The organism is Streptomyces sp. NPDC006174, assembly GCF_040614075.1.
Classification (GTDB): Bacteria; Actinomycetota; Actinomycetes; order Streptomycetales; family Streptomycetaceae; genus Streptomyces.
The window spans coordinates 23,487-48,064 of the sequence record NZ_JBEXTJ010000002.1 but is presented as its reverse complement, the minus strand read 5'-3'; the positions used below and the strand labels follow the sequence as shown (position 1 = coordinate 48,064).

The 24,578-nt window shown below is 70.6% G+C and carries 22 protein-coding genes; 7 read left to right on the top strand and 15 right to left on the bottom strand.

Translation table 11 applies throughout. The annotated features are described in order from the left end of the window. The first annotated feature begins 8 nt into the window (after positions 1-8). On the top strand, positions 9-905 hold the full coding sequence (locus ABZ267_RS04645; protein WP_356755990.1) for an LLM class flavin-dependent oxidoreductase: 897 nt from the start codon (positions 9-11) through the stop codon (positions 903-905). On the opposite strand, the gene ABZ267_RS04640 is transcribed toward ABZ267_RS04645, so the two are convergent. From ABZ267_RS04640 to ABZ267_RS04625, 4 genes are all read right to left on the bottom strand, one after another. Next, positions 893-1,462, bottom strand: coding sequence for an RNA 2'-phosphotransferase (locus ABZ267_RS04640; RefSeq protein WP_356755988.1), 570 nt, complete (start codon positions 1,460-1,462; stop codon positions 893-895). The two genes, ABZ267_RS04645 and ABZ267_RS04640, sit on opposite strands and share 13 nt — an antisense overlap. A gap of 148 nt (positions 1,463-1,610) precedes the next feature. Further along, positions 1,611-2,582 carry a MerR family transcriptional regulator gene (locus ABZ267_RS04635; protein ID WP_356755986.1) on the bottom strand — a complete coding sequence of 324 codons (972 nt, stop codon included), beginning with the start codon at positions 2,580-2,582 and terminating at the stop codon, positions 1,611-1,613. Next, positions 2,579-4,351 (bottom strand): SDR family oxidoreductase, encoded by a 1,773-nt coding sequence (locus tag ABZ267_RS04630; protein ID WP_356755985.1) that lies wholly within the window; start codon positions 4,349-4,351, stop codon positions 2,579-2,581. The genes ABZ267_RS04635 and ABZ267_RS04630 overlap by 4 nt, the downstream gene beginning before the upstream one ends. Further along, positions 4,348-5,247, bottom strand: coding sequence for a M24 family metallopeptidase (locus ABZ267_RS04625; protein ID WP_356755983.1), 900 nt, complete (start codon positions 5,245-5,247; stop codon positions 4,348-4,350). The genes ABZ267_RS04630 and ABZ267_RS04625 overlap by 4 nt, the downstream gene beginning before the upstream one ends. Positions 5,248-5,466: 219 nt before the next feature. Here ABZ267_RS04625 and ABZ267_RS04620 point away from each other — a divergent pair, with 219 nt between their 5' ends. From ABZ267_RS04620 to ABZ267_RS04600, 5 genes are all read left to right on the top strand, one after another. Further along, entirely contained in the window at positions 5,467-6,546 is a 1,080-nt protein-coding gene (locus ABZ267_RS04620) for an ABC transporter ATP-binding protein (RefSeq protein WP_356755981.1), read from the top strand. Then, positions 6,543-7,451, top strand: a complete 909-nt coding sequence (locus ABZ267_RS04615; protein ID WP_356755979.1) for an ABC transporter permease — start codon at positions 6,543-6,545, stop codon at positions 7,449-7,451. Before ABZ267_RS04620 ends, ABZ267_RS04615 begins: the two co-directional genes overlap by 4 nt. Then, positions 7,448-8,359, top strand: coding sequence for an ABC transporter ATP-binding protein (locus tag ABZ267_RS04610; protein WP_356755977.1), 912 nt, complete (start codon positions 7,448-7,450; stop codon positions 8,357-8,359). The genes ABZ267_RS04615 and ABZ267_RS04610 overlap by 4 nt, the downstream gene beginning before the upstream one ends. A 30-nt stretch (positions 8,360-8,389) precedes the next feature. Next, positions 8,390-9,109 carry an ABC transporter permease gene (locus tag ABZ267_RS04605; protein WP_356755975.1) on the top strand — a complete coding sequence of 240 codons (720 nt, stop codon included), beginning with the start codon at positions 8,390-8,392 and terminating at the stop codon, positions 9,107-9,109. 312 nt (positions 9,110-9,421) lie between these two features. Then, positions 9,422-10,129: a hypothetical protein gene (locus tag ABZ267_RS04600; protein ID WP_356755973.1), complete on the top strand. Its 708-nt coding sequence runs from the start codon at positions 9,422-9,424 to the stop codon at positions 10,127-10,129. A gap of 72 nt (positions 10,130-10,201) precedes the next feature. On the opposite strand, the gene ABZ267_RS04595 is transcribed toward ABZ267_RS04600, so the two are convergent. From ABZ267_RS04595 to ABZ267_RS04555, 9 genes are all read right to left on the bottom strand, one after another. Then, positions 10,202-11,029 (bottom strand): HAD family hydrolase, encoded by an 828-nt coding sequence (locus ABZ267_RS04595; RefSeq protein WP_356755971.1) that lies wholly within the window; start codon positions 11,027-11,029, stop codon positions 10,202-10,204. Further along, positions 11,026-12,303: a serine--tRNA ligase gene (gene serS, locus ABZ267_RS04590; RefSeq protein ID WP_356755969.1), complete on the bottom strand. Its 1,278-nt coding sequence runs from the start codon at positions 12,301-12,303 to the stop codon at positions 11,026-11,028. Before serS ends, ABZ267_RS04595 begins: the two co-directional genes overlap by 4 nt. Positions 12,304-13,002: 699 nt before the next feature. Next, complete coding sequence (pheA, locus tag ABZ267_RS04585; RefSeq protein WP_356755968.1) at positions 13,003-13,938, bottom strand: prephenate dehydratase; 936 nt, start codon at positions 13,936-13,938, stop codon at positions 13,003-13,005. A gap of 95 nt (positions 13,939-14,033) precedes the next feature. After that, positions 14,034-15,332, bottom strand: coding sequence for an iron uptake transporter deferrochelatase/peroxidase subunit (gene efeB, locus ABZ267_RS04580; RefSeq protein ID WP_356755966.1), 1,299 nt, complete (start codon positions 15,330-15,332; stop codon positions 14,034-14,036). Between the two features lie 5 nt (positions 15,333-15,337). Further along, the gene (locus tag ABZ267_RS04575; protein WP_356755964.1) at positions 15,338-17,251 is read right to left on the bottom strand and encodes a copper resistance protein CopC; all 1,914 of its coding nucleotides are present in this window, start codon (positions 17,249-17,251) and stop codon (positions 15,338-15,340) included. A 10-nt stretch (positions 17,252-17,261) separates the two neighbouring features. Beyond that, entirely contained in the window at positions 17,262-17,711 is a 450-nt protein-coding gene (locus ABZ267_RS04570; RefSeq protein WP_356755962.1) for a copper chaperone PCu(A)C, read from the bottom strand. Further along, entirely contained in the window at positions 17,708-18,367 is a 660-nt protein-coding gene (locus tag ABZ267_RS04565) for an SCO family protein (RefSeq protein WP_356755960.1), read from the bottom strand. Before ABZ267_RS04565 ends, ABZ267_RS04570 begins: the two co-directional genes overlap by 4 nt. An 83-nt stretch (positions 18,368-18,450) precedes the next feature. Further along, positions 18,451-19,215, bottom strand: a complete 765-nt coding sequence (locus ABZ267_RS04560; protein ID WP_356755959.1) for a YcnI family protein — start codon at positions 19,213-19,215, stop codon at positions 18,451-18,453. Positions 19,216-19,399: 184 nt separating this feature from the next. After that, positions 19,400-20,248, bottom strand: coding sequence for a hypothetical protein (locus tag ABZ267_RS04555; protein ID WP_356755957.1), 849 nt, complete (start codon positions 20,246-20,248; stop codon positions 19,400-19,402). A gap of 281 nt (positions 20,249-20,529) precedes the next feature. Here ABZ267_RS04555 and ABZ267_RS04550 point away from each other — a divergent pair, with 281 nt between their 5' ends. Further along, entirely contained in the window at positions 20,530-21,117 is a 588-nt protein-coding gene (locus ABZ267_RS04550) for an ATP-binding protein (RefSeq protein WP_356755955.1), read from the top strand. A 29-nt stretch (positions 21,118-21,146) separates the two neighbouring features. Here the strand turns inward: ABZ267_RS04550 and ABZ267_RS04545 are convergent, their stop codons facing one another. Together ABZ267_RS04545 and ABZ267_RS04540 are read right to left on the bottom strand one after the other, a co-directional pair. Further along, positions 21,147-22,628 (bottom strand): aminopeptidase P family protein, encoded by a 1,482-nt coding sequence (locus tag ABZ267_RS04545; protein ID WP_356755953.1) that lies wholly within the window; start codon positions 22,626-22,628, stop codon positions 21,147-21,149. Between the two features lie 93 nt (positions 22,629-22,721). Further along, complete coding sequence (locus tag ABZ267_RS04540; RefSeq protein ID WP_356755951.1) at positions 22,722-24,212, bottom strand: PP2C family protein-serine/threonine phosphatase; 1,491 nt, start codon at positions 24,210-24,212, stop codon at positions 22,722-22,724. Between the last annotated feature and the right edge of the window lie 366 nt (positions 24,213-24,578).

Here is a 24,578-nt window from a genome sequence, read left to right as displayed (position 1 = left end):
TCGTCCTCATGCGACTGAGCACTGTGATTCTGCCGATCGACCGCTGGCACGAAGGAGGCCGCGACGCGTGGGTGCGCGCCGAGGAGCTGGGCTTCCACACCGCCTACACCTACGACCACCTCTCCTGGCGGAGCTTCCGCGACCGTACGTGGTTCGGCGCGCTCCCCACGCTCACCGCGGCCGCGACCGCCACGAGCCGGCTGCGCCTCGGCACGCTGGTCACCTCGCCGAACTTCCGCCACCCCGTGACCCTAGCCAAGGAGCTGATCTCGCTGGACGACATCTCCGGCGGCCGGATCACGCTCGGCATCGGCGCCGGAGGCAGCGGGTTCGACGCCACCGCGCTGGGCCAGGAGGCGTGGACCCCGAAGGAGCGTGCCGACCGGTTCGGCGAGTTCGTCCCGCTCCTGGACCGGCTGCTCACCGAGGACGCGGTGACTCATGAGGGGACGCACTACTCCGCCGTGGAGGCCCGCAACATCCCGGGCTGCGTCCAGCGACCCCGGCTGCCGTTCGCGGTCGCGGCGACCGGCCCGCGCGGTCTGCGGCTGGCCGCCCGCCATGGGCAGGCGTGGGTGACCACCGGCGACCCGAAGCTGTACGAGAGCGGCACGCCCGAGCAGTCGGTGGAGGCGCTCCGCGAGCAGAGCAGGAAGCTCGCCGCCGCCTGCGAGGAGGTCGGCCGGGACGCCTCCGAACTGGACCGGATCCTGCTCACCGGCTTCACCCCGGACCGCAACACCCCGCTGGAGTCGGTGGACGCCTTCGTCGACTTCGCGGGCCGCCACGCGGAGCTCGGATTCACCGAGATCGCCATCCACGCTCCGATCCCGGACTCGGACTTCGACACCGACCCGGCCGTCCACGAGCGCATCGCGACGGAGGCGCTCGCTCAGCTGAGCTGACGGCCGGGCCGGTTTCCTTCCCGGAGCAGCAGGAACCGAGGCGGCACCGCGTCGGCGAGCCAGACCCCGTTGGCGCTGACCCGGAACACATGGCCGGCGCGGTGCATGGCGCCCGCGTCGACCGTGAGGACCAGAGGACGGCCACGGCGGGCGCCGACCCGGGTGGCCGTCTCGCGGTCGGGGGAGAGGTGGACGTGGTGGCGGGTCATGGGGCGCAGGCCCTCGGCCCGGATCGCGTCCAGCGTCTGGGCCACCGTCCCGTGGTAGAGGTACGCCGGCGGCTCCGCGGGCGGCAGGTCCAGGTCGACGGTGACCGTGTGGCCCTGGTTGGCGCGGATGCGGTCGCCGGCCACCGTGAAGCGGCGCTTGTCGTTGACGGTGACCACGTGGTCGAGCTCGGCGCGGCTGATGGCGAAGCCGTGGAGGGCCGCCGCGCTCAGCAGCGTCTCGACGCCCACCCAGCCGTTGCCGTCGAGGGTGATGCCGATGCGCTCCGGCTGGTGCCGCAGATGTTTCGAGAGGTACTTGGACACCTTGACGGTGCGACGTTCGTCCATCCCGCCAGAGTGCCCGTGCGCGGTTCATCGGTGCATCCGGATTTCTTACAGGCTTCTTTTCGTCTTTCTTCGCACCGATGTTTGATCCACAGCCAACTCCACTTATCCACAGGCTGTTTGATAACTCTGTGGACAACCGGCAGGCAACTTAACCCTTTTCATCAACTTTGTTGGCTGTTGCGTGAGATGAGGTAAGCGCGTCCAAGGTACGTGCCTGCACCTCGCGTTCGGCGGCCGCCGCCACGAAGGCTGCCACCTGGTCGGCCCCAACCAGCCCCTGCACAGCCTGCGTTGTCCGGGCCGGCAGGAGCACCGGCCGGGTCTCGCTGCCTTCGATCGTGCTTTCCTGGGCGCCGAGGTGATGATGCAGATGCCGGGTGGCGAACATCCGCATCGCGCGCGCCAGTTCGGCGTCCACCGTCTGCTGCGCGAGCGGTCGCAGCCGGCGCACCATCGACGCTGCCTCGGCCGCGTCGGAGTCGGTGGGTGGCCGGTGGCCGAGATAGCGGGCGAAGACATGCTCGGTGGTGAACTCCAGGAAACGGGAGGCTATGTGCTCGACCTGGCCGCGAAGTTCCGTGAGATGACCGGAGATCGCGAGCAGCGGGACGCCTGCCGCATGCAACTCCACGGCTACCGCCAGCTCTTGCGGGCTCGGTACGAGGAACTCGTCGGCCTTGCCCGGGACGCGCTCCAGTACGCCGAGCGCCACCGCCTCCGCGATCGCCTCGTCGTCCTGCGTGCCGCCGAACCTCGCGTCCAGCTCCGATCGGGTGATCCGGTCCGCCTCCTCGTCGGTCCAGGGCCCGTGCACCTCGGCGACCAGGCCGAGCACGCCGCCCAGCCCGCGCCCCGCGTCCCACGCCTCCAGCAACTCCTTGATGCTGGCCAAGGTGTAGCCCCGGTCGAGCAGGTCAGCGATCTGGAGCAGCCGGGCCAGATGCGCCTCCCCGTACACATTGGCCCGCCCGCGCCGCTCCGGCGTCGGCAGCAGCCCGCGGTCCTGGTACCCCCTGATCGTGCGCACCGTGGCCCCGCTGGCATGGGCCAGGTCCTCGATCCGGTACTCGGCGCCGCTGCCGCTGCCTGACGTGGTACCTCCAACCTCCCGCCCGCTCACAGCGGCGGCTTCACTCGGGCGAGCCGCCGCAGCGCTCCGGGGCTGACCCGGGAGAGCAGCCGGGCGCCGCGCGCCTCCGGGGTCACCGGCACCACGGCCCGGTTGCGCACGACCGCCTCCAGGATCGCGTCGGCCACCCTCGTAGGCGGGTAGTTGCGCCGCCCGTAGAGCTTGGTGGTCCGCTTCCGCAGCCGCTGTTCCTCCTCCGCGTCGGTCCCGGCGAACCGGGCGGTCGCGGTGATGTTGGTGTTGACGATGCCGGGGCATATGGCGCTCACGCCGATGGACTTCTCCGCCAGCTCGGCCCGCAGGCACTCGCTCAGCATCAGCACGGCCGCCTTCGACGTGCTGTAGGCGGGCAGAGCGCGGGAGGGCTGAAAGGCGGCGGCCGATGCCGTGTTGACGATGTGGCCGCCCTGGCCTCGGTCGGCCATCTGCTTGCCGAAGATCCGGCAGCCGTGGATGACGCCCCAGAGGTTGACGTCGAGGACCCGCTTCCACTCCTCGCTCGTGGTCTCCAGGAAGGAGCCGGAGAGGCCGATCCCGGCGTTGTTGACCAGGACGTCGACAGTGCCGTACTCGGTGGCGACCTTCTCGGCGAGCTTCTCCATCGCCGCCTCGTCGCTGACGTCGACCGCCTCGCCCCAGGCCGCCGGCGCCCCGACCAGCCGGGCCAGCTCCGCCGTCCTCACGGCCCCTTCCGCATCCAGGTCGACGGCCACCACCCGGGCGCCCGCCTCGGCGAAGGCGAAGGCCGTGGCCCGCCCGATCCCGGAGGCGGCACCGGTCACCAGCACCAGCTGACCGCCGAACCGCTCCGCGTACGGCCCCTTCGCCGCGGGCTGCTGGACGGCCAGGCCCTCCTGGCCGCCCGCCTCGTTGGCCGCGGCGAACTCACCGATCCACGCCGCCAGCTGGTCGGGCCGGGTACGCGGCACCCAGTGCTTGGCCGGCAGCGACCGGCGTACCAGACGCGGGACCCACTGCTCCAGGCCGTCGTAGAGCCGCTCGGAGAGGAAGGAGTCGCCGGTCGGCGTGACGAGCTGGACCGGCGCGTGCGCGTAGGCGTCGGCGCGCGGCCTGGACAGCCGGGCGCGGACGTTGTCCCGGTAGAGCCAGGCCCCGTGGGCCGCGTCATCCGGCAGGGAGGCGGTCGGATAGTCGCCGGCGGGCACCTTCTCCAGCCGTTCGAGGATGCCCGGCCACCGCTTGCCGAGCGGCCCGCGCCAGGCCAGCTCCGGCAGCACCGGCGTATGGAGCAGGTACACATACCAGGACTTCGCGCCCTGGCCCAGCAGTTGACCGACCCGGCGCGGAGTCGGCCGGGCCATCCGCTGCTTGATCCAGTGGCCGAAGTGGTCCAGCGACGGGCCGGACATCGAGGTGAACGAGGCGATCCTGCCCTCGGTCCGCCCGACCGTGACGAACTCCCAGGACTGCACGGACCCCCAGTCGTGCCCGACCACATGGACCGGCCGGTCCGGGCTGACGGCGTCGATCACCGCGAGGAAGTCGTCGGTCAGCTTCTCCAGCGTGAAGCCGCCCCGCAGCGGCTTCGGCGCCGTCGACCTGCCGTGGCCACGGACGTCGTACAGCACGACATGCCACTGCTCGGCCAGCCGCACGGCGACCTCGGACCAGACCTCCTTGCTGTCCGGATATCCGTGGACCAGCACCACCGTCGGCCGGTCTCCGTCTCCCAGCTCGGCGACACACAGCTCGACGCCACCCGTACGCACCCGGCGCTCGCGCGCTTCCGGCAGATTCACGCCGCCACCCTCTCCTCGGCCCAGCGCCGCACATGCGGCAGATCGTCGTCCAGCCAGAAAGCGCTCTGCTCGGGGTCCTTGGAGTCGGTGACGACCAGGATCTCCTCGAACTTCGCACCCGTACCCCGGAATCCGAGGTGCGGTTCGACCGCCCACAGCCCCGGCCGCGGCGGATGGTCGGAGAAGCGGTACGGGCTCCACAGCGGTGACCAGCCGTCCCGGTGGCCGTGCACCGCGTCGCTCACCAGCCCCTTGAGCGACTGCGTACCGAACCCGAACACGCTCGGGGACCAACGCCGTTCGGTGACGCGGTCCACCTTGTGCGCGATGACGCCGAAGGGGTAGGCGCGGTGCCTGTTCGCGTAACCCTGCGCGGACATGAGGCGTTCGACGTCCTCATAGATCTCGCGGAGCGAACGGCGCTCCCGTACCTCCCGCAGGATCAGCTCCCGGTGCGCCTCCAGGTCGGCGAGGAGCTTGTCGTGGAGCGGGTTGAGGCCGAGGCAGCCCGAATAGCCGATGTCGGCGGTGTAGCCCTTGTGGACCGGCGCCATGTCGAGGATGAACGGCATGCCCGGCTCCAGCTTCCGGTCCGTCGGAAAGAACTGGAGCGGCACCTTGAACCCGGCGAAGGCCGTCCGGTCGCCGAACCAGGCGAACGGCAGGTGGAACCAGTCCCGTACGCCACGATCCCGCAGCCACACCCGCTGCATCCGGGCCGCCTCGCGCTCGGTCACTCCCGGTCTCAGCTGACCGGCGACCGCCTCGGCGCAGGCGTAGGCGAGGTGCTGCGCCTCCCGGAACCCTCGCAGCTCCGGTGCTGCGGACCCCGGCAGTGCCCGGGCCCTCGACCCTCGTACTTCCGAGGCGTTCTCGTCCTGTGCTGCCGCGACCATGCCTCCGTCCGTTCCCTGCCGTGTGCGGTACGTGCCCGTAACGTGCCACTGATGAATGTGACAATGTCCGGCGGCTGCGTCAAGGGGTGTGTACGAGCCTGTGGACAACTCCGGGCGGTGCCGTACGCGAGGGCCGGAACTCCTCCTTCCCGGGGGTCCCCTACGGGGCCGTACGCCTGGAGTCTGATGCCGATCCAGCCGTCAGGGCTGACGATCCCTGTGGCCCACGCCACTACCGTCGTATCCGTGAACGCCGTCATCGCTACTGAAGCCCTGAGCAAGCGGTTCCCCCGGGTGACCGCGCTCGACCGGCTCACGTTGGACATCGGACCAGGTGTGACCGGCCTGGTGGGTTCCAACGGAGCCGGCAAGTCCACGTTGATCAAGATCCTTCTTGGTCTCTCTCCCGCCACCGAAGGCCGGGCCGCGGTGCTCGGGCTCGATGTGGCGACCAGCGGTGCCGCCATCCGCGAGCGGGTGGGGTACATGCCGGAGCACGACTGCCTGCCGCCGGATGTGTCGGCCACCGAGTTCGTCGTGCACATGGCGCGTATGTCCGGCCTGCCGCCGACCGCGGCCCGGGAGCGCACCGCCGACACGCTGCGCCACGTCGGCCTCTACGAGGAGCGCTACCGTCCCATCGGCGGCTACTCGACCGGTATGAAGCAGCGGGTGAAGCTGGCCCAGGCCCTGGTCCACGACCCGCAGCTCGTCCTCCTCGACGAGCCGACCAACGGCCTGGACCCGGTCGGCCGCGACGAGATGCTCGGCCTGATCCGCCGCATCCACACCGACTTCGGCATCTCCGTCCTGGTCACCTCGCACCTCCTGGGCGAGCTGGAACGCACCTGCGACCACGTCGTCGTCATCGACGGCGGAGCCCTCCTGCGCTCCAGCTCCACCAGCGACTTCACGCAGATCACCACCACGCTCGCGGTCGAGGTGACCGACAGCGACACCCACCCCGACGGCACCGACGCCCTGCGCCAGGTCCTCACCAAGGCCGGCGTCGCGCTGGTCGGCCAGGACGGACTCGACGCGGAAGGCCTGCCGGGCGCGGGCCACATCCTGCTGGTCGAGGCCACCGGCGAGGAGACGTACGACCTGGTCCGCGACAGCGTCGCCGGACTCGGTCTCGGCCTCGTCCGCATGGAGCAGCGCCGCCACCACATCGCCGAGGTCTTCCGTACGGAGCAGAGCGCGGCGCGCACCGGCACCGTCCCGGCCCCCGCCGCCGGTGTCGTCCAGCAGGCCGCCACACCGGGGCCGTACCAGAAGGAAGGGGAGCGGTCGCGATGAGCACCGAGACCAAGGCCGCGGCCGGGCGCGACACCTCCCGGATCCACAACATCGGCTACCGCTCCTACGACGGCAGGCGGCTCGGCCGGGCCTACGCCCGCCGCTCGCTCTACTCCCAGACCCTGCGCGGCTCCTTCGGACTCGGCCGTTCCGCCAAGTCCAAGGTGCTGCCGATGCTGCTGTTCGGCGTGATGGCGCTGGTCGCGGCGATCCTGGTGGCCGTCTCCATGGCCGCGCCGGACTCCACCAAGCTCGTCATCAAGTACACGTCGTACGCGATCTACCTGCAGGCGGTCATCGGCCTCTTCATCGCCGCACAGGCGCCGCAGGCGGTCTCCAGGGACCTCCGTTTCAAGAGCGTTCCTCTGTACTTCTCGCGGCCGATCGAACGCGCCGACTACGTCGTCGCGAAGCTCGCCGCCATGGCGACCGCTCTCTTCATCCTCACCGGAGCGCCGCTGCTCATCCTTTATGTGGGTTCTCTGCTCGCGAAGTTCGACTTCGTCGACCAGACCAAGTGGTTCGGCCAGGGGCTGGTGTCGGTGGCGCTGCTGTCCGTGCTCTTCGCCGGTCTGGGCCTGGTGATGGCCGCCCTGACCCCGCGCCGCGGCTTCGGCGTCGCCGCGGTGATCGCGGTGCTGACCATCTCCTACGGTGCCGTCTCCACGGTCCAGGCCATCGCCTGGGAGACCGGTTCGCCGGGCGCCGTGGAGTGGCTCGGCCTCTTCTCGCCGATCACGCTGATCGACGGCGTACAGACCGCGTTCCTCGGCGCCACCTCCTCCTTCCCCGGAGGGGAAGGCCCGGGGGCCGGTACGGGAGTGGTCTACCTGTTCGTTGTTCTCGCGCTCGTCGCCGGCTCGTACGCCGTCCTGATGCGCCGCTACCGGAGGGTCGGGCTGTGACCACCATCGAGATCGACCACACCTCGCGCTGGTTCGGCAATGTGGTCGCCGTCAACGACGTCTCCATGACGGTCGGCCCCGGCGTCACCGGACTGCTCGGCCCCAACGGCGCCGGAAAGTCCACGCTCATCAACATGATGGGCGGATTCCTCGCTCCGTCGACGGGGAAGGTCACGCTCGACGGAGAGCCGATCTGGCGCAACGAGAGCGTCTACACGAAGATCGGCATCGTCCCGGAGCGGGAAGGGATGTACGACTTCCTGACCGGCAAGGAGTTCGTCGTCGCCAACGCCGAACTCCAGGGCCTGGGCGGCGCGGAGGCGCAGCGGGCGCTGGCCACGGTCCAGATGGAGTACGCACAGGACCGCAAGATCTCCACGTACAGCAAGGGCATGCGCCAGCGCGTGAAGATGGCGTCCGCGCTGGTCCACGAGCCCTCCGTGCTGCTGCTCGACGAGCCGTTCAACGGGATGGACCCGCGGCAGCGGATGCAGCTGATGGAGCTGCTGCGGCGGATGGGTGCCGAGGGCCGTACGGTCCTGTTCTCCTCGCACATCCTGGAGGAGGTCGAGCAGCTGGCCTCGCACATCGAGGTGATCGTGGCGGGCCGGCACGCCGCCTCCGGCGACTTCCGGAAGATCCGCCGGCTGATGACGGACCGGCCGCACCGCTACCTGGTCCGCTCCAGCGACGACCGGGCGCTCGCGGCCGCGCTCATCGCCGACCCGTCGACGGCCGGCATCGAGGTCGACCTGACCGAGAAGGCGCTGCGCATCCAGGCCGTCGACTTCGGACGGTTCACCGAACTGCTGCCGAAGGTGGCCCGCGAACAGGGCATCCGGCTGCTGACCGTCTCCCCGTCCGACGAGTCCCTCGAATCGGTCTTTTCCTACCTCGTAGCGGCCTGAGTAGTGGCCTGAAAGGAGCTGTGCACCGTCATGTACGACCCCACAGTCGCCCGGCTCACCTACCGGGCCCTGCTCGGCCGGCGCCGGGCCGCCATCCTCTTCGTCCTTCCCGCGCTGCTGCTGCTTCTCGCGGCGGCGGTCCGCATGTTCGCCGGAGCCGATGACCAGGTCGCCGCCAACGTCCTCGGCGGGTTCGCCATCGCCACGATGGTGCCGCTGATCGGCGTGATCGCCGGAACCGGCGCGATCGGTCCCGAGATCGACGACGGCTCGATCGTCTACCTGCTGGCCAAGCCGGTGAAGCGCCCCACGATCATCTTCACCAAGCTGATCGTCGCCATCGCGGTGACCATGGTCTTCTCAGCTCTGCCGACCCTGCTCGCCGGGTTGATCCTCAACGGCAACGGTCAGCAGATCGCCATCGCCTACACGATCGCGGCGCTCGTCGCCTCGATCGCGTACAGCGCGCTGTTCCTGCTCCTGGGCACCGTCAGCCGCCACGCGGTGGTCATCGGCCTGGTGTACGCACTGGTCTGGGAAGCCCTCTTCGGCAGCCTGGTGCCGGGCGCGCGGACGCTCAGCGTCCAGCAGTGGTCCCTCGCCGTCGCGGAGAAGGTGGCCGGTCAGGGCATGGTCACCTCGGACGTGGGACTGCCGCTCGCGACGGTCCTGCTGGCCGCCGTGACCGCGGCCGCCACCTGGTACGCGGGCCAGAAGCTGCGCGCGCTGAAGCTGGCCGGGGAGGAGTGAGTCCTCGCCGCGCCTGATCCCGGCGGCATCCCGTGCAACCCCCGCCCCCTGTTCCCCAGAGGGCGGGGTTGTCGTATGACCGGGACAGATGTGCGCGTAACCGTACGTTTATCGGTTCGTTGGTCACGGCGCGTGGAGGCAACTGGAATCCGTGGCGTCGTAGCGTTCGTGAAATCGGGGAGTGCCGGACCCGGGTGAGGCTGGAGCCCACCGGTCCGGTCATCGAGTGAGTGGCAACCGTGAGCGTCCTCCACCCCTGCAGCCCGGGGTAGGGGCCGTCCCTTGTCATTCCCTCGTACGGAAGGCATGCCCATGCCCACGGAAGTCGCCCTGCTCGAATCGCGCGCGCTGCGCGTCGAGCAGATGGGGCGCGTCGACGTTCTCGACAAGGTGAAGATCCTTGTCATGCTCCCGGACGGAATTCACGTTCGCACAGAGGGCGTTGCACGTTACTTCGAAGTATCCACAGGGGCCGTCAAAAAGGTCACCCAGCGCCATCGGGAAGAGGTGACGGAGAACGGCCTCAAGCTGCTTCGAGGCTCTGACCTGCGGATCTTCCATAGGGACATGTTGTCCCTATGGGAAGGTGGGGAGGAGGAAAGTTATCCACAGGCAGCCACTCAGCTGACCCTCCACACCCGCCGAACCGTCCTCAACGTCGCCATGCTTCTTCGCGACAGCGACATCGCCCGCTGCGTCCGTACGTACCTCCTCGACGCCGAGGAGACACTGCGGGCCCAGTACGACACGCTCGATGCGCGGGTCACTCGGATCGAGAGCTGCCTCGCCGGTGTCGGCAGTGCGCTCCAGGAGCTCGGGCCGGTGCTCTGCCGGATGTCCGAGCGGCTGGACAGCCTGGAGCGGAAGGTGGAGGTGACGCAGCAGCTGGTCGGTGCGATGAGCGTGCGGCTCTCCGACCTGTCGCAGGACGTCGTACGGATGGACGCCCGGTTCGACGCGCGGATGGAGGCCTTCGCGTATCAGCTGAAGGATCTGCGGCGCCGCACCGGACGCCGCTGAGCCGTGCAAAAAAGCTTTGCCCGCCGTCGCTGGAGCTCAGCGACGGCGGGCAGGGCCCGCGGGTCCGGCGCGTCAGTGCGGCGCGGTGGCGATGGAACTCGTGCGGAGCAGCTCCTCCAGGACCACCGCGATGCCGTCGTGCTCGTTCGACGCGGTGATCTCGTGCGCCACGGCCTTCAGCGTGTCGTGAGCGTTGGCCATGGCCACGCCGTGCCGCGCCCAGCCGAACATCGGGATGTCGTTCGGCATGTCACCGAAGGCGATGGTGTCGGCGGCCTTCACGCCGAGCCGGCGTGCGGCCAGCGAGAGACCCGTCGCCTTGCTCAGGCCGAGCGGAAGGATCTCCACCACGCCGGGGCCCGCCATGACCACGTCGACCAGATTGCCGACGGCGGCCCGCGCCGCGGTGGCCAGGGCGTCGTCGTCGAGTTCCGGGTGCTGGAGGTAGACCTTGTTCAGCGGGGCCGTCCACATCTCGGAGGCGTCGTCCACGAAGACGTACGGCAGCGGCCCCTCCTGCACCCGGTAGCCCGGGCCGACCAGCACCTCGCCCTCCAGGCCGTCGCGGCTGGCGGCCAGCGCGAGCGGGCCGACCTCCGCCTCGACCTTGGAGAGCGCGAGACCGGCGAGCTGCCGGTCCAGGGTGAGCGAGGTCAGCAGCTTGTGCTCGCCCGCGTGGTAGACCTGCGCGCCCTGACCGCAGACGGCGAGGCCGTCGTAGCCGAGGTCGTCCAGGATGTGCCGGGTCCAGGGGACCGAGCGGCCGGTGACGATGATGTGCGCGGCACCGGCCGCCGTGGCGGCGCCCAGTGCCTCGCGCGTGCGCTCGGAGACCGTGTCGTCGCCGCGCAGCAGCGTGCCGTCGAGGTCGGTCGCGACGAGCTTGAAGGGGAAGGTCACTTGGCGACCGGTTCCAGGACCTCGCGACCGCCCAGGTACGGACGGAGCACCTCGGGCACCCGGACCGAACCGTCGGGTAGCTGGTGGTTCTCCAGGAGCGCCACGATCGTGCGCGGTACGGCGCAGAGCGTGCCGTTCAGCGTGGCCAGCGGCTGGACCTTCTTGCCCTCGCGCATCCGGACGGAGAGGCGGCGGGCCTGGAAGCTGTCGCAGTTCGACGCGGAGGTCAGCTCGCGGTACTTGCCCTGGGTCGGGATCCACGCCTCGCAGTCGAACTTGCGCGAGGCCGACGCGCCGAGGTCACCGGTGGCGACGTCGATGACCTGGAAGGGCAGTTCGAGGTCGGTGAGCCACTGCTTCTCCCACTCCAGGAGCCTGCGGTGCTCGGCCTCGGCGTCCGCCGGGTCGACGTACGAGAACATCTCGACCTTGTCGAACTGGTGGACGCGGAAGATGCCGCGGGTGTCCTTGCCGTACGTCCCGGCCTCGCGGCGGAAGCAGGGGGAGAAGCCCGCGTACCGCAGGGGCAGCTTGTCCGCCTCGACGATCTCGTCCATGTGGTAGGCCGCGAGCGGGACCTCCGACGTACCGACCAGGTAGTAGTCGTCCTTCTCCAGGTGGTACACGTTCTCCGCGGCCTGGCCGAGGAAGCCGGTGCCCTCCATGGCGCGCGGGCGGACCAGCGCGGGGGTCAGCATCGGGATGAAGCCGGCCTCGGTGGCCTGGGCGATCGCCGCGTTGACGAGGGCCAGCTCCAGGAGCGCGCCGACGCCGGTCAGGTAGTAGAACCGCGATCCGGAGACCTTGGCCCCGCGCTCCATGTCGATGGCACCGAGCGCCTCGCCGAGCTCCAGGTGGTCCTTGGGCTCGAAGCCCTCGGCGCCGAAGTCACGGATGGTGCCGTGCGTCTCCAGGACGACGAAGTCCTCCTCGCCGCCGACCGGCACGTCCGTGTGGACGATGTTGCCGAGCTGGAGGAGCAGCCGCCTGGCCTCGGCGTCGGCCTCGTCCTGGGCGGCGTCGGCCGCCTTGACGTCGGCCTTGAGCTGATCGGCCTTCTTGAGGAGCTCGGCGCGCTCCTCCGGGGTGGCCTTGGGGATCAGCTTGCCGAGCTGCTTCTGCTCGGAGCGGAGTTCGTCGAAGCGGACGCCGGACGACCTGCGCAGCTCGTCGGCGGAGAGCAGGGCGTCGACGAGCGCGACGTCCTCTCCACGGGCGCGCTGGGAGGCGCGAACACGGTCGGGGTCCTCACGGAGCAGGCGAAGGTCAATCACCCCTCCAGGCTACCGGTGCGCGGATCTGGCACTCGAATCGATATCGCCGAGCGTGTCACTTTGACCGAATTGCCGCAATTGGTATTTCTGGTGGTGAATCGCGAGGTGCACACGCGGGTGGTGCGTCAATAACGGTGGTTAACTCCCCTGAACAGGGCAGAAGGTGCGGGCTCTCTTGACGTACGAGCCTTGGGTGGAGGGGGAGTTGGGGGCGCCCTCGCTTGCGTTGTCCACAGGAGGGTGCGTTCCGGAATAGTTATCCACAGGCTGTGAAGAAGTTCTGTGGATGTCGGAACGGAATGTTCCGGAGGCTGGACGAAGGGCGCTCGCTTCCCTGGACTTCCGAGCCAAAACCCCTCCCGTAGGCTCATTCGGGTGGCAATTCGTCGCTCTGGTGAGTCGATCAAGGGAATTCGCTCGACCTGGGCGGGCTCGTGGCGAGTTCGACCTCTGTGGAGGCATCCAGGCTCACTGCGTTGATTTGTCGACGATGTCGCATTGAGGTGTCGACTTGTCCCCAGGTCGAGAAGCGGGCCTGTGGATAACTCTGTGGGTGGATGACAATCTGTAGGTAGGACCACAGCGCAGCGCACAGAGCGGCCCGGGCCGGAGCGCTCCGCTCCGGGACGAGCCGCGGCGACGGAAGCCGACGGAAGCCGACCGGAGCCGACCGGAGCCGACCAAACTGAGCGGAGCCGGTCAGGTCCGCCCGTCCTGGCTGCGCGCCAGCCAGTCGGAAGCCTCGGTGAAGGCGCTGTCCGAGGTTCCGGCACGCAGCGGCCGGACCTCGTCGGCGGAGACGCCCGCCCGCGGGTACGAGCCGAGGAACCGCACCTTCGGGCAGATCCGCTTCAGCCCCATCAGCGCCTCCCCGACCCGCCGGTCCGCGATGTGTCCCTCGGCGTCCACGGCGAAGCAGTAATTGCCGATGCCCTCGCCGGTCGGGCGCGACTGGATCAGCATCAGGTTGACGCCGCGCACCGCGAACTCCTGGAGCAGCTCCAGCAGCGCACCGGGATGGTCGTCGCCCAGCCAGATCACCACCGAGGTCTTGTCGGCCCCGGTCGGGGCGGACGGCCGGGCCGGGCGGCCCACCAGGACGAAGCGGGTCTGGGCGTTCTCGGCGTCGTGGATCTCCGTGACCAGCGGTTCGAGGCCGTAGGTGGCGGCGGCGAACTCACCGGCGAACGCGGCGTCGTAGCGGCCCTCCTGGACCAGCCGGGCGCCGTCCGCGTTGGACGCCGCCGACTCCCACACGGCCTGCGGGAGGTGGGCCGCCATCCAGTTGCGGACCTGCGGCTGGGCGGCCGGGTGCGCGGTGACCGTCTTGATGTCCGACAGCTTGGTGCCCGGCCGCACGAGCAGCGCGAAGGTGATGGAGAGCAGCACCTCGCGGTAGATCATCAGCGGTTCGCCGCTGGTCAGCTCGTCGAGCGTGGCCGTGATACCGCCCTCGACGGAGTTCTCGATCGGTACGAGGGCCGCCGCCGCCTCTCCGTTGCGTACGGCGTCCAGGGCCGCCGGCACGGAGACCATCGGGACGAGCTCGCGGGTGGCGGCTTCCGGGAGCGTGCGGAGGGCGACCTCGGTGAAGGTGCCTTCGGGACCGAGATAGGCGTAGCGCGTGGCTGACATACGCTCACCCTATTGCGCCGTACGGCAGGGGCGTCGCCGTCTCAGAATCCGGTCGCGACCGAGCGCCCCCGGGCTCCGAGAGGCGCCCAGCCTCCTCACGACTCCAGCAGCCGCTGCCCCACGTACTCACCCTCCGCCGCCCCGCCCGGCACCGCGAACAGCCCGCTCGCCTCGTGCCGGATGAACGGCGACAGCGCGTCGCCCCGGTCGAGCTTCCGCTGCACCGGCACGAAGCCCTTGAACGGGTCCGCCTGCCAGCACACGAAGAGCAGCCCGGTGTCCGGAGTGCCGTCCTCCGCGATCCCGTCGTGGTACGAGAACGGGCGCCGCAGCATGGCGGCCCCGCCGTTCTCCTCGGGCGAGGAGATCCGGGCGTGCGCGTTGTCCGGGATCAGGAGCCGGCCGTCCGGGCCCGCCTTGTCGAGGTCCATCTCCGTGGTCCCGCTCCCGCCGCTCAGCGGCGCCCCGTCCGCCTTGCGCCGCCCGATGACCCGCTCCTGCCGGTCCACCGGAAGCTTCTCCCAGTCGTCCAGCAGCATCCTGATCCGGCGGACGACGGCGTACGAACCACCCTCCAGCCACGCGTGCGGCGTGCCGGGGGAGGCGGGCACGAAGACGCGGCGCTCGAAGTCCTCGTCGGCCGGCTTCGGATTGCCGGTCCCGTCGATCTGGCCCATCAGGTTGCGCGCGGTCATCGGCCGGTCCGTGGCCCCAGGAGTACGGTTGAAGCCGTTCATCTGCCAGCGCACCTTCACTGTTCCCGCGCTCTCCTTCTGGATGGCCCGCAGCGCGTGGAAGGCGACCAGCGCGTCATCGGCGCCGATCTGCACCCACAGGTCGCCGTCGGACCGCCTGGCGTCCAGCTGGTCGGAGGAGAACGCGGGCAGCGGGTCGAGCCCGGCGGGCAGCCGCGAGGTGAGACCCGTACGCGCGAAGAACGTACGGCCGAAGCCGAAGGTGACGGTGAGGGAGGAAGGGCCGGCGTCCAGCGCGATGCCGGTGTCGTGGCCGGGCCCGTCCGCCGCGCCGTCCGCCGGTCGTCCTGCCATCAGCTCGCGGGCCGTCGCCGACCAGCGCCGCATCAGGGCCACGGCCTCCTTGCGGCCCGCGCCCGCCACGAGGTCGAAGGCGACGAGGTGGCCCCGGGCCTGAAGCGGAGTGGTGATCCCCGGTTGATGTTTCCCGTGAAACATCGCCTCGGTGGAGCCGACGGTGGTCAGGGCGGTCGGCGGATCGGAGCGGGTCGCGGCGTACCCGGCGGCCCCGCCGCCCGCGCCCAGCACCAGCCCGGCGGCGCCTGCCGCACCGACACTGCCGAGCAGCCGCCGCCGCGAGACACCGGCGGGCGTGGAGTCCGGGCCCTGGTCCTGGTCCTGCTTCCTGGTCGTGCTCACGTACCTCAGCCGATCTTCACGTTCTTGTCGATGGTGACCTGGTCGATGTCGGACGTCCGTACCGTCACGTCTACCTTCCACTCCCCCGCCATCGGGATCTGGACATTGCTCGCCGACCAGTGCCCTTCGGCGAGCCGGTCCGGCGCGACCGGCAGCGGGCCGATCTCCTGCGCCTCCAGGGTGAGGGCGACCTTCAGCTCGGGGACGTCCATCGGCTTGCCGTCGCTGCCGTCGACCCGTACGTGCAGTTCGTTGGCGCCGGAGCGCCCGGGGTCGATGTCGATCCGGACGGTTCCCTTGCCGTTCCGGCCGCCGGTGTCGAAGGGCATGCTCAGGTTGACGGGTCCCGCCGCCGGGGCCGCCGCCGCGGTGGAGGTGCCCTTGGCCTCCACCTCCGTACGGCCCGGCTCGGTCGACGTCAGCACGGTGGTGACGGCCAGCAGCACCACGGCGATCGCCGCTTCGGCCAGCACCGAGCGGCGCAGCCCGGAACGCTCCGCGTCGGCGTCCCGTACCCGCTTCTTCTTCGTGGCGGTCAGGACGGCCTGCTGCCGGGCCAGTTGGGCGGCGCGCTCGGAGTCGACACCGTCCGCGACCTCACCATCCGGTTCCGCGGCGGCTTCCGGCTCCACCGAGGCGGGCACCGCCGCATCCGTCAGCCGCCCCGTCCACCGCCGCGAGAACCACGCCACGGCGAGCAGGACCGCGATGAGCGCGACCTTGAGGATCAGCAGCTGCCCGTACCGCGTCCCGGTCAGCGCCGGCCAGGAGCCGACCTGTCGCCACGACTGGTAGATCCCGGTCGCCGCCAGGACGAGCACGCTGCCGAACGCGACCCGGGAGAACCGCCGTACGGCCGCGCTCCCGATGTCCGGCGTCCGGTACAGCGCCACCAGCAGCGAGACGAGACCGCCGAGCCAGGCGGCCACCGCCAGCAGGTGCAACACGTCCACCGGCATGGCGATCCCCGCCTGGATGCCGGTCGACGCGTGTTCCGACATGGCCCAGGTGGCGGCGATGCCGGCCGCGACGACGCCGCCGCCGACTGCGAGGCCGAAGGTGAGGTCCTTCTTCTCGACGGCGTCCTCGCGCCGGGCGTACGTACCGAACAGCACGGCGATGAACAGCGCGGCCGCGCCGAGCAGCAGCAGCCGCGAGACGAGAGCGGCGCCGGGCTTGGTGTCCAGGACGGCCTGGAGCCCGTCCAGGTCGAAGGCGTCCGCGAACTTCCCGCTGCCTGTGTACGGGTTGCGCAGCAGCAGCATGACCAGCGTCGCCGCGGTCAGCGTGACCCAGCCGCGCACCACGAGCCGCTGCATCGGCCGCGCGCTCGCGCCGCGCGGCCAGCAAGCCAGGACGAAGGCCGCGCCGCCGACGAGCAGGACGAACCCGGCGTACGCGATGTACCGCGCGATGCCGTAGACGACACCGACCGGACCGCCGCCGACCTCTTCGGAGGGCAGGGCCACGGTGGTCTCGGAGGGGGCGCCGATGGAGAAGGTGAAGGCGCCGGAGATGGGGTGGCTGTCGGCGGAGATCGCCTGCCAGGCCACGGTGTACGTGCCTTCGGGAAGGCCGGAGTGGAGCTCGACGCCGTAGCGGACGGTGGAGCCGTCGGACAGGTCCTTCGGCTCGGCGCCGGTGTCCACGCGCTTGCTGCTCGGGTCCAGGACCCGGATCGACCCGTCGCCGACGGCGATAGCCTCGGAGAAGGTGAGGGTGACCTCCTCGGGCGCGGTGGCCACCACCGCCCCGTCCTGCGGGTCGCTCCCGGTGAGGGCGGCGTGCGCGGACGCCGGTCCGGCACCGGCCAGCAGCAGCCCGAACACCAGGCTGAGCAGCGCGGCGACGAGCGCGGCGGCGGCGAACGGCCGCGGTATCGGGGACGCTCCGGAGCGCGGGGCGGTGGCAGTCGTCACGGTCGGACCCTCACTGCTTCTTCGGGTTGTGGGTGGTTTCCTTCACCGGCAGGTCGACCGTGATGGGGTCGGCCTTCTCGAAGTGCAGCTCGACGGAGACCTTCTCGCCCTGCTGGGGCTGCTTCTTGAGCTTCATGAACATGATGTGGTTGCCGCCGCGTTCGAGATCCAGCTCGCCGCCCGCCGGCACCTCGAACGATTCGACCTCGCGCATCTGCTGGTTCTTCGTCTCGTGGATCGTGACGTCGTCGGAGAGCGGGCTGGTCACCGAGGTCAGCCGGTCGGCGGTGGACCCGCTGTTCTGTACGACGAGGAAGCCGGCGGCCATGTCGCTGACAGGCTGCGGCATAAACGCGCCCACGACCTTCAGCTCCGGCTCGCCGCTGTCCGTGGAGCAACCCGCCAGTGTCACACCCGTGGTGAGGGCGAGGACGGCGGCGAGGGCCGCGCGGCGGCTCACGGACTCTCTCCCTTGATCAGCTTGGGGAGGTCCTTGGCGTACTCCTCGGCGGTGGTGTCCTCGCCGTACAGCACATAGCCGCCGTCCGTCTTCGGCGAGAAGGCGACGACCTGCGCCCCGTGCATCGAGACGGGCTTGCCGTCCTTGTCCTTCGTCGCCGGCTCGATGCCGATGCCGATCTGCCGCGCGCCCGCCTGGATGGTGGGGAAGTCGCCGGTGAGGCCGGTGAAGGTGGGGTCCTGCGCCTTGAGCCACTTGCCGAGCGAGGCAGGCGTGTCGCGCTCGGGGTCGGTGGTGACGAAGACGACCTGGAGCTTCTCCTGGTCGGCCTTGGGCAGGCCTCGCTTGGCGATGGAGATGTTGCTCATGGTCAGCGGGCAGACGTCGGGGCAGTGGGTGTAGCCGAAGTAGATGAGCGTCGGCTTGCTCTTGGTCACCTCGCGGAAGTCGTACTTCTTGCCGTCGGTGTCGGTGAGGACGAGGTCCGGCTTGGTGAACGGCTGGTCGAGAACGGTCGCGGCCTCGGTCTTCGGTGAGGCCTCGACATCGGCGATCGACGAGGACTCCGTCGTGCCGTCGCCGCTGCCGCAGGCCGAGAGGGCCAGTGCGGCCGCCGCGGCGAACGCCACGGCCGTCACTGCTTTTCTGTTGCGCATGAAGGGGTGTCCTGAACGTGGTGCGGGTGGTGGGGCCGGCGAGCCGGGCCGTACGCGTACGCCGTACGGCCCGGCCCGGTGGATCAGGCCGTACGGCGGCGGCCGGCGAGCACGCCGAAGGCGACGCCCGCGATGCCGACGAGGATGCCGATGATGCCCAGCGTGCGGGCCGTGGTGTCGCTGGAGGAGGAGGACGCGGCGTGCGTCTCCTTCGTGTCACCTTCGGACGAGGCGGCCTTGTCGGTCGCCTTGTCGTCGGCCGCGTGGTCGTCACCGGCCTCGTCGGCTCCACCGCCGCCGTGGTAGTCGTCGGTCGCGGCGGACAGGGCCAGGACCGGGGCCGGGCTGTCCGGCTCCTCGCCGCGGGCCTTCGGCTCCTCGATCCAGCGGACGACTTCCTTGTTGTCGTACGTCTGGATGGCCTTGAAGACCAGCTGGTCGGCGTCCTCGGGAAGCTGGCCGACAGAGACCGGGAACTGCTGGAAGTAGCCGGGCGCGATCTTGGAGCCGTCGGCGGTCCAGGTCACCTTGGTGACGGCCTCGGTGATCTTCTTGCCGTGCACCTCGAGAGGCTTGTCGAGCTTGCCCTTGGTGATCGCGATCTTCCAGCCCGGCACGGCCTCCGGGGTGACGGAGGAGAGCGGGTGGTCGGCCGGGAAGTTCACCTCGACCTTGACCGTGGAGGCCTGGTCCCGCTCGTTGGGGACCTTGAAGTTGAGGGTGGCGTAACCGCCCTTGGCGGCCTCGCCCTGCGCCTGGACGCTGACGTGCGCGGCGGCGGGACCGGCGAGCAGCAGGACGGTGGACGCGGCGACGCCGGCGGCGATGGCGGTACGGGAGACGTTCATGGCGGTATTCACTCCACAGGGGGACGCGGAACACGGTGGTCCGGCGCGCGGACGCGCGACGGCGGGACGACACCTCGTCCGGTTCGTGGAGGAATCCGGCCATGCCCGCGTGAGCCGTCCCTGAGGGACCGCCCGTTCATGGACGGTCGGTGTCACGGGTACGGCGGAGGGCGCAGGTGTCGCGTCAGGCTGCGAGGGCGTACGGGGCCGGCGGCCCGCGCCTGATCACCAGGTGGTCCAGCGGGCCTTCGGTGGCCGGTACCGGGTCGTCGTCGGCCGTACGCAGCGCGCGCGGGCCGCTCGCGAGCTGCTCACGCGCTCCGGCGCGCAGGGCCCGTACGAGCGCGAGCGCGGCGCGCAGGGAGCGCAGCCGGGCGCCGGCCGCGAGCGCCTGGGCGCCGTGCGCCGAGAGCCGGGCCAGCCGGAAGAGGGCGGCCTCGCCGCGCCGCAGCAGCCAGCCGGCGGCGAGCGCGGCCAGCAGGTGGGCCAGGAACATCGGCAGGCCCGGCAGCAGCGCGACCATCGAGGCGTACGCCGCTACCGTGCCCGGTCCGCCGTCCGCGGCCGCCGCGGTGGCTCCCGAGGCGAGGTGGCCGTGGCCCGCGACCGTGGAGGGGTCTATGCCGGCCGTGGTGACGATGCGGTGGGCGTCGGCGGCGTCGAGCTGACCCGGCCCGCCACCGCACACCAGCCCGGCGGCCAAACGGATCAACGGATTCTCACCGCTGTCCCGGGGCGCGGCGGTGGCGACGGCCTGCGCGCTGCCGTGGCTGCCGTACGCGAAGAGGACGTGCAGAGCGAGCTGGCCGCCCGCCAGCGCACCGGCGATCGACGGCAGGGAGCGTTCCCGTCCGGCGAGGACGGAGACCACGGAGAGGACGCCGAGGAACCCGGCGAGCAGGGTCCACGCGGGCACCGGAGCGCCTGCCGCGAACCCGTGTCCCGCCGCGGACAGCACGACGCAGACCGCGGTGAACACCGCGGCCCTCATGAGCCGCAGACCGGCTCCGGCGTGTGCGACAGGCGTGGACATGGCCGGGACATCATCGCACTGCACACCCCTTGGCGGTACGGCAGGTCCCAAACATCAGCCTCCGTCCGCAAGCGCGCTTGTCGCGGCTGTTGGCGGGGGATGTACGGACTGTGGACGCTCTTCTTCCGGATACCGCCCGGCTTCCGCCGTGGAGGCCATACACCGGTGCGTGGAATATCCGCATCCGCCGAATGAGGGCTCTCACGGCCGATCCGTGCTTACGAAGTGCCTTGTGCGGCAATACGTATCGGTACGTCGAGCCGCAGCCAGGAGGCTGGAGCATGAGCATCTGGTGGTCACTCCATTTGCGGCGCGAAGCTGCGAGCGTTCCGCTCGCCCGTCGTTTTCTGCTCGGCACCATGGAAACCGCGGGGGTGGATCCGGACATCTCCTTCGACCTGTCGGTCGCACTCAGCGAGGCCTGTGCCAACGCCGTCGAACACGGCGGCGACCGGTCGGGCCTTGAGGAGCAAGGGGATCGCGGACCCGAAAAACCTCCGGCGGACTCCGGGCAGTACCGGGTCACGGCCTATCTGGACGGCGAGAAATGCCGTATCGAGGTGGCCGACTCGGGTCCGGGCTTTCCCGCCCGGCGCGCGCTTCGCCCCGCCGCGCACACCGAACACGCGGAGCACATCGAGCACGTCGAACGCATGGAGCACGTCGAACGCATGGGCCACCCCGAGCCCGTCGGTGCCCAGCCCACGTTCGCCCCGTACATCCCGTGCGTCGCCGAGAGCGGCCGCGGGCTGGACCTCATCGAGCAGCTCGCCGACCACGTCCAGTTCGGCAACCGGCCGGGCCGGGGCGCGGTGGTCAGCTTCGACAAGGTCCTGAAATGGCGGGAGGGCGCGCTGCTCATGGTGTGAGCGGCGCGCCCTCTCATCAGGCGAAGAGGTCAGCCCTTCAGCTGAGCCATCCACGCCTCGACCTCGTCGGCCCGGCGCGGCAGCTTGTCGGAGAGGTTCCGGTTGCCGTCCTCGGTGACCAGGATGTCGTCCTCGATCCGGACGCCGATGCCCCGGTATTCCTCGGGCACGGTCAGGTCGTCGGCCTGGAAGTACAGGCCCGGCTCCACGGTCAGGCAGACGCCCGGCTCCAGGACGCCGTCGACGTACGCCTCGGTCCGCGCGACGGCGCAGTCGTGGACGTCCATGCCGAGCATGTGGCCGGTGCCGTGCAGGGTCCAGCGGCGCTGGAGGCCCAGCTCCAGGACCTTGTCCACGGACAGGTCGCCGAGCAGGCCCCACTCCACGAGCTTCTCGGCGAGCACGCGCTGCGAGGCGTCGTGGAAGTCGCGGAAGGAGGCACCGGGCTTCACGGCGGCGATGCCCGCCTCCTGGGCCTCGTACACCGCGTCGTAGATCGTGCGCTGGAGCGGCGAGAACCTGCCGTTGATCGGCAGCGTGCGCGTCACGTCGGCGGTGTAGAGGTCGTTGGTCTCCACTCCGGCGTCCAGGAGCAGCAGCTCGCCGGCGCGGACGGCACCGTCGTTGCGGACCCAGTGGAGTGTGGTGGCGTGCGGTCCGGCGGCGCAGATCGAGCCGTAGCCGATGTCGTTGCCCTCGATGCGGGCGCGGAGGAAGAACGTTCCTTCGATGAAGCGCTCGCTGGTCGCCTCGGCCTTGTCCAGGCTCCTGACGACGTCCTCGAAGCCGCGCGCGGTGGCGTCGCAGGCCTTCTGCAGCTCCGCGATCTCGAAGGCGTCCTTCACGAGGCGGGCCTCGGAGAGGTGGACGCGCAGCTCCTCGTCGCGCTCGGCGGTCACCTTGTCGGTGAGCGCGGCCTCGATGGCGGCGTCGTGGCCACGGACGTTACGGACCGGGCCGGTGGCCTCGGCCAGCGCGGCGGCGATCTCGCGGACGTCCTGCGCCGGGATGCCCAGCAGCTGCTCGGCCTCGGCGAGCGAGTGGCGGCGGCCGACCCACAGCTCGCCCTGGCCGTCCAGCCAGAACTCGCCGTTCTCGCGGTCGGAGCGCGGCAGCAGGTAGATCGTGGCCCGGTGGCCGCTGTCACCGGTCGGCTCCAGGACGAGGACGCCGTCCTGCGTCCGGTCGCCGGTGAGGTACGCGTACTCGGTGGAGGCGCGGAAGGCGTACTCGGTGTCGTTGGAGCGGGTCTTCAGATTGCCCGCGGGGATCACGAGGCGCTCGCCGGGGAAGCGCGCGGAGAGCGCGGCGCGGCGGGCGGCGGTGTGCGCGGCCTGGGCGATCGGTTCGAGCCCGTGCAGCTCGGTGTCGGCCCAGCCCGACTTCATGTTCTCGGCAAGCTCGTCGGAGACACCCGGATACAGGCCGTTCTTCCGCTGCTTGATCGGCTCCGCCGCTTCGTTCTCCTCGGTCTCCTGCTCCGGGGTCTCCGGGATGAGCTCCTCAGACACGATTTGTCTCTCCTTGTTACGACACTGGACCATTACCCATCGTACGGGCGTACGGAAGGGGTCCCAGGGCCGAAAGGCCTGTTACCTAGGAGGTCATTCGAAGTGCGCGGCGAGGAGGACCACGTCCTCGGTGGAGTCGCTCCGGTCGAGCCCGTCGGGCAGCACCGTGCGCAGGACGTGGTCGGCGACGGCTTCGGGATCGTGCCGGCCCGCCTTCGGTACGGAGGCGGCGGCGGAGTGCAGCCGGGCGAAGGCGCGGTCCATCGCGTCGCCGGTGCGGCGCAGCAGCCCGTCGGTGTAGAGCAGCACCGTTTCTCCGGGCGCGGGCGAGAACTCCACGCTCGGCGCCTCCCAGCAGGTCAGCATTCCCAGCGGCGCGGAGAGCGTGGTCTCGACGTACTCGCAGCGCCGCTCGCCGAGCACCAGCGGCGGAGTGTGCCCGGCCCCGGCGAGCACGACCTTGCGGGCGGCGGGCTCGCAGTAGGCGAAGAGGGCGGTGGCGGTCCGCGCGGGTTCGGTCAGCCGCAGCAGGAGTTCCAGATCGGAGAGTACGGCGACGGGGTCCTCGCCCTCCATCACGGCGTACGCCCGCAGGCTGGCGCGCAGTCGGCCCATGGCGGCCATGGCGCTCGGCCCCGATCCGCCGACCGAGCCGACCGCGAGGCCGAGCGCGTGGTCCGGGAGCGGCAGCGCGTCGTACCAGTCGCCGCCGCCTCGCGGGCCGGTCCGGTGGCGGGCGGCGAGCTGGACGCCGGGGATGCGGGGCAGCCGGCTGGGCAGCAGCTCCCCGGCGACGGTCGCGATGTCGGCGCGGGCGCGCTCCAGCTCGATCAGGCGGGCCAGGTGCTCGGTGGCGTACCGCGCGTACAGGCCGACGAGGTGGCGCTGCTTCTCCGAGGGCTCGCCGGGTTCGGCGTAGAGCCAGAGGGCCGCGCCGAGCCGTCCGGCGGCCTCGGAGGCCAGCGGCAGGGCGTAACTGGCGGCGTAGCCGAGGTGGGTGGCGACCTCGCGGTGGCGGGGGTCCAGGCCGGTGTCGCCGAGCAGGTCGGCGGTGGCGATGCCGTCGGCGGTGCCGGGGTAGCCGTCGAGGACGCGGCCGAGCGCGGTGGCGTCGCGCCGTACGGTCTCGATGTGCCCGAGGTCCGCGTGGCTGAGGCCGAGGCCGAGCGTGGTGGACGGCATCGCGTGGCCGCCGGCCGGTTCCAGGACGAGGAGGCCGCGGCGGGCGCCGACGAGGGCGGCTCCGGCGTGCAGCAGCTCGTTCAGGGCGGCGTCGAGGGTGGTGGTGGAGGCCAGCCGCTCGGTGAGCTCGTGCAGGGTCGTGAGATCCGAGACCCAGCCCGCGAGCCGGTCCTGGATGAAGGCTCCGGGCGCTGCCGGAACCTCTCTCAGAGGAGCGGCAGTGTGCGTTGAAACCGGAACTTCTGGATCGATTCCAGCCACTTTCGGCAGGTGCGGGGCGCTCATGGCAGTCAGCTTTCCGGCCGGTGCGATTCGTCGAATAGCATCGCAAACCCCCATGTGATTCTGCGCCACTATCAATGCATCCACATGTACACGCACAAGTAACCTGATGTCCAGCATTGTCCCCTGTAGGCTCGCCGGATCAGCTCCCTTCCAGTGTCAGTCAAGTTGGCCGAAAAATGCACCCTCCGGCGGCTAATTACGATCGACTGGGGCCGTTCAACAAGGCTCCACCAGGGGTGCCTCGGGGAGGAAATCCCAGGGGCGGCGTCATTCCGGGCAGGCTGGGTACGTAATCGGCGATGCTCGGGGCAGACGCTCACGGGCGGATGTGATCGCTCAGGAACCTGACAGCGGGTCCGGACGTCCTTACCCGTGACGGTCGCGATCAGTGACGGTCACGCCTCCGCCCCACGCGGCGGGGTTCGGGCCCGGCCGGCAGACACGCGGCGCCCGTGGCGGGCGCCCCCGGCTCCACGCAGCTCG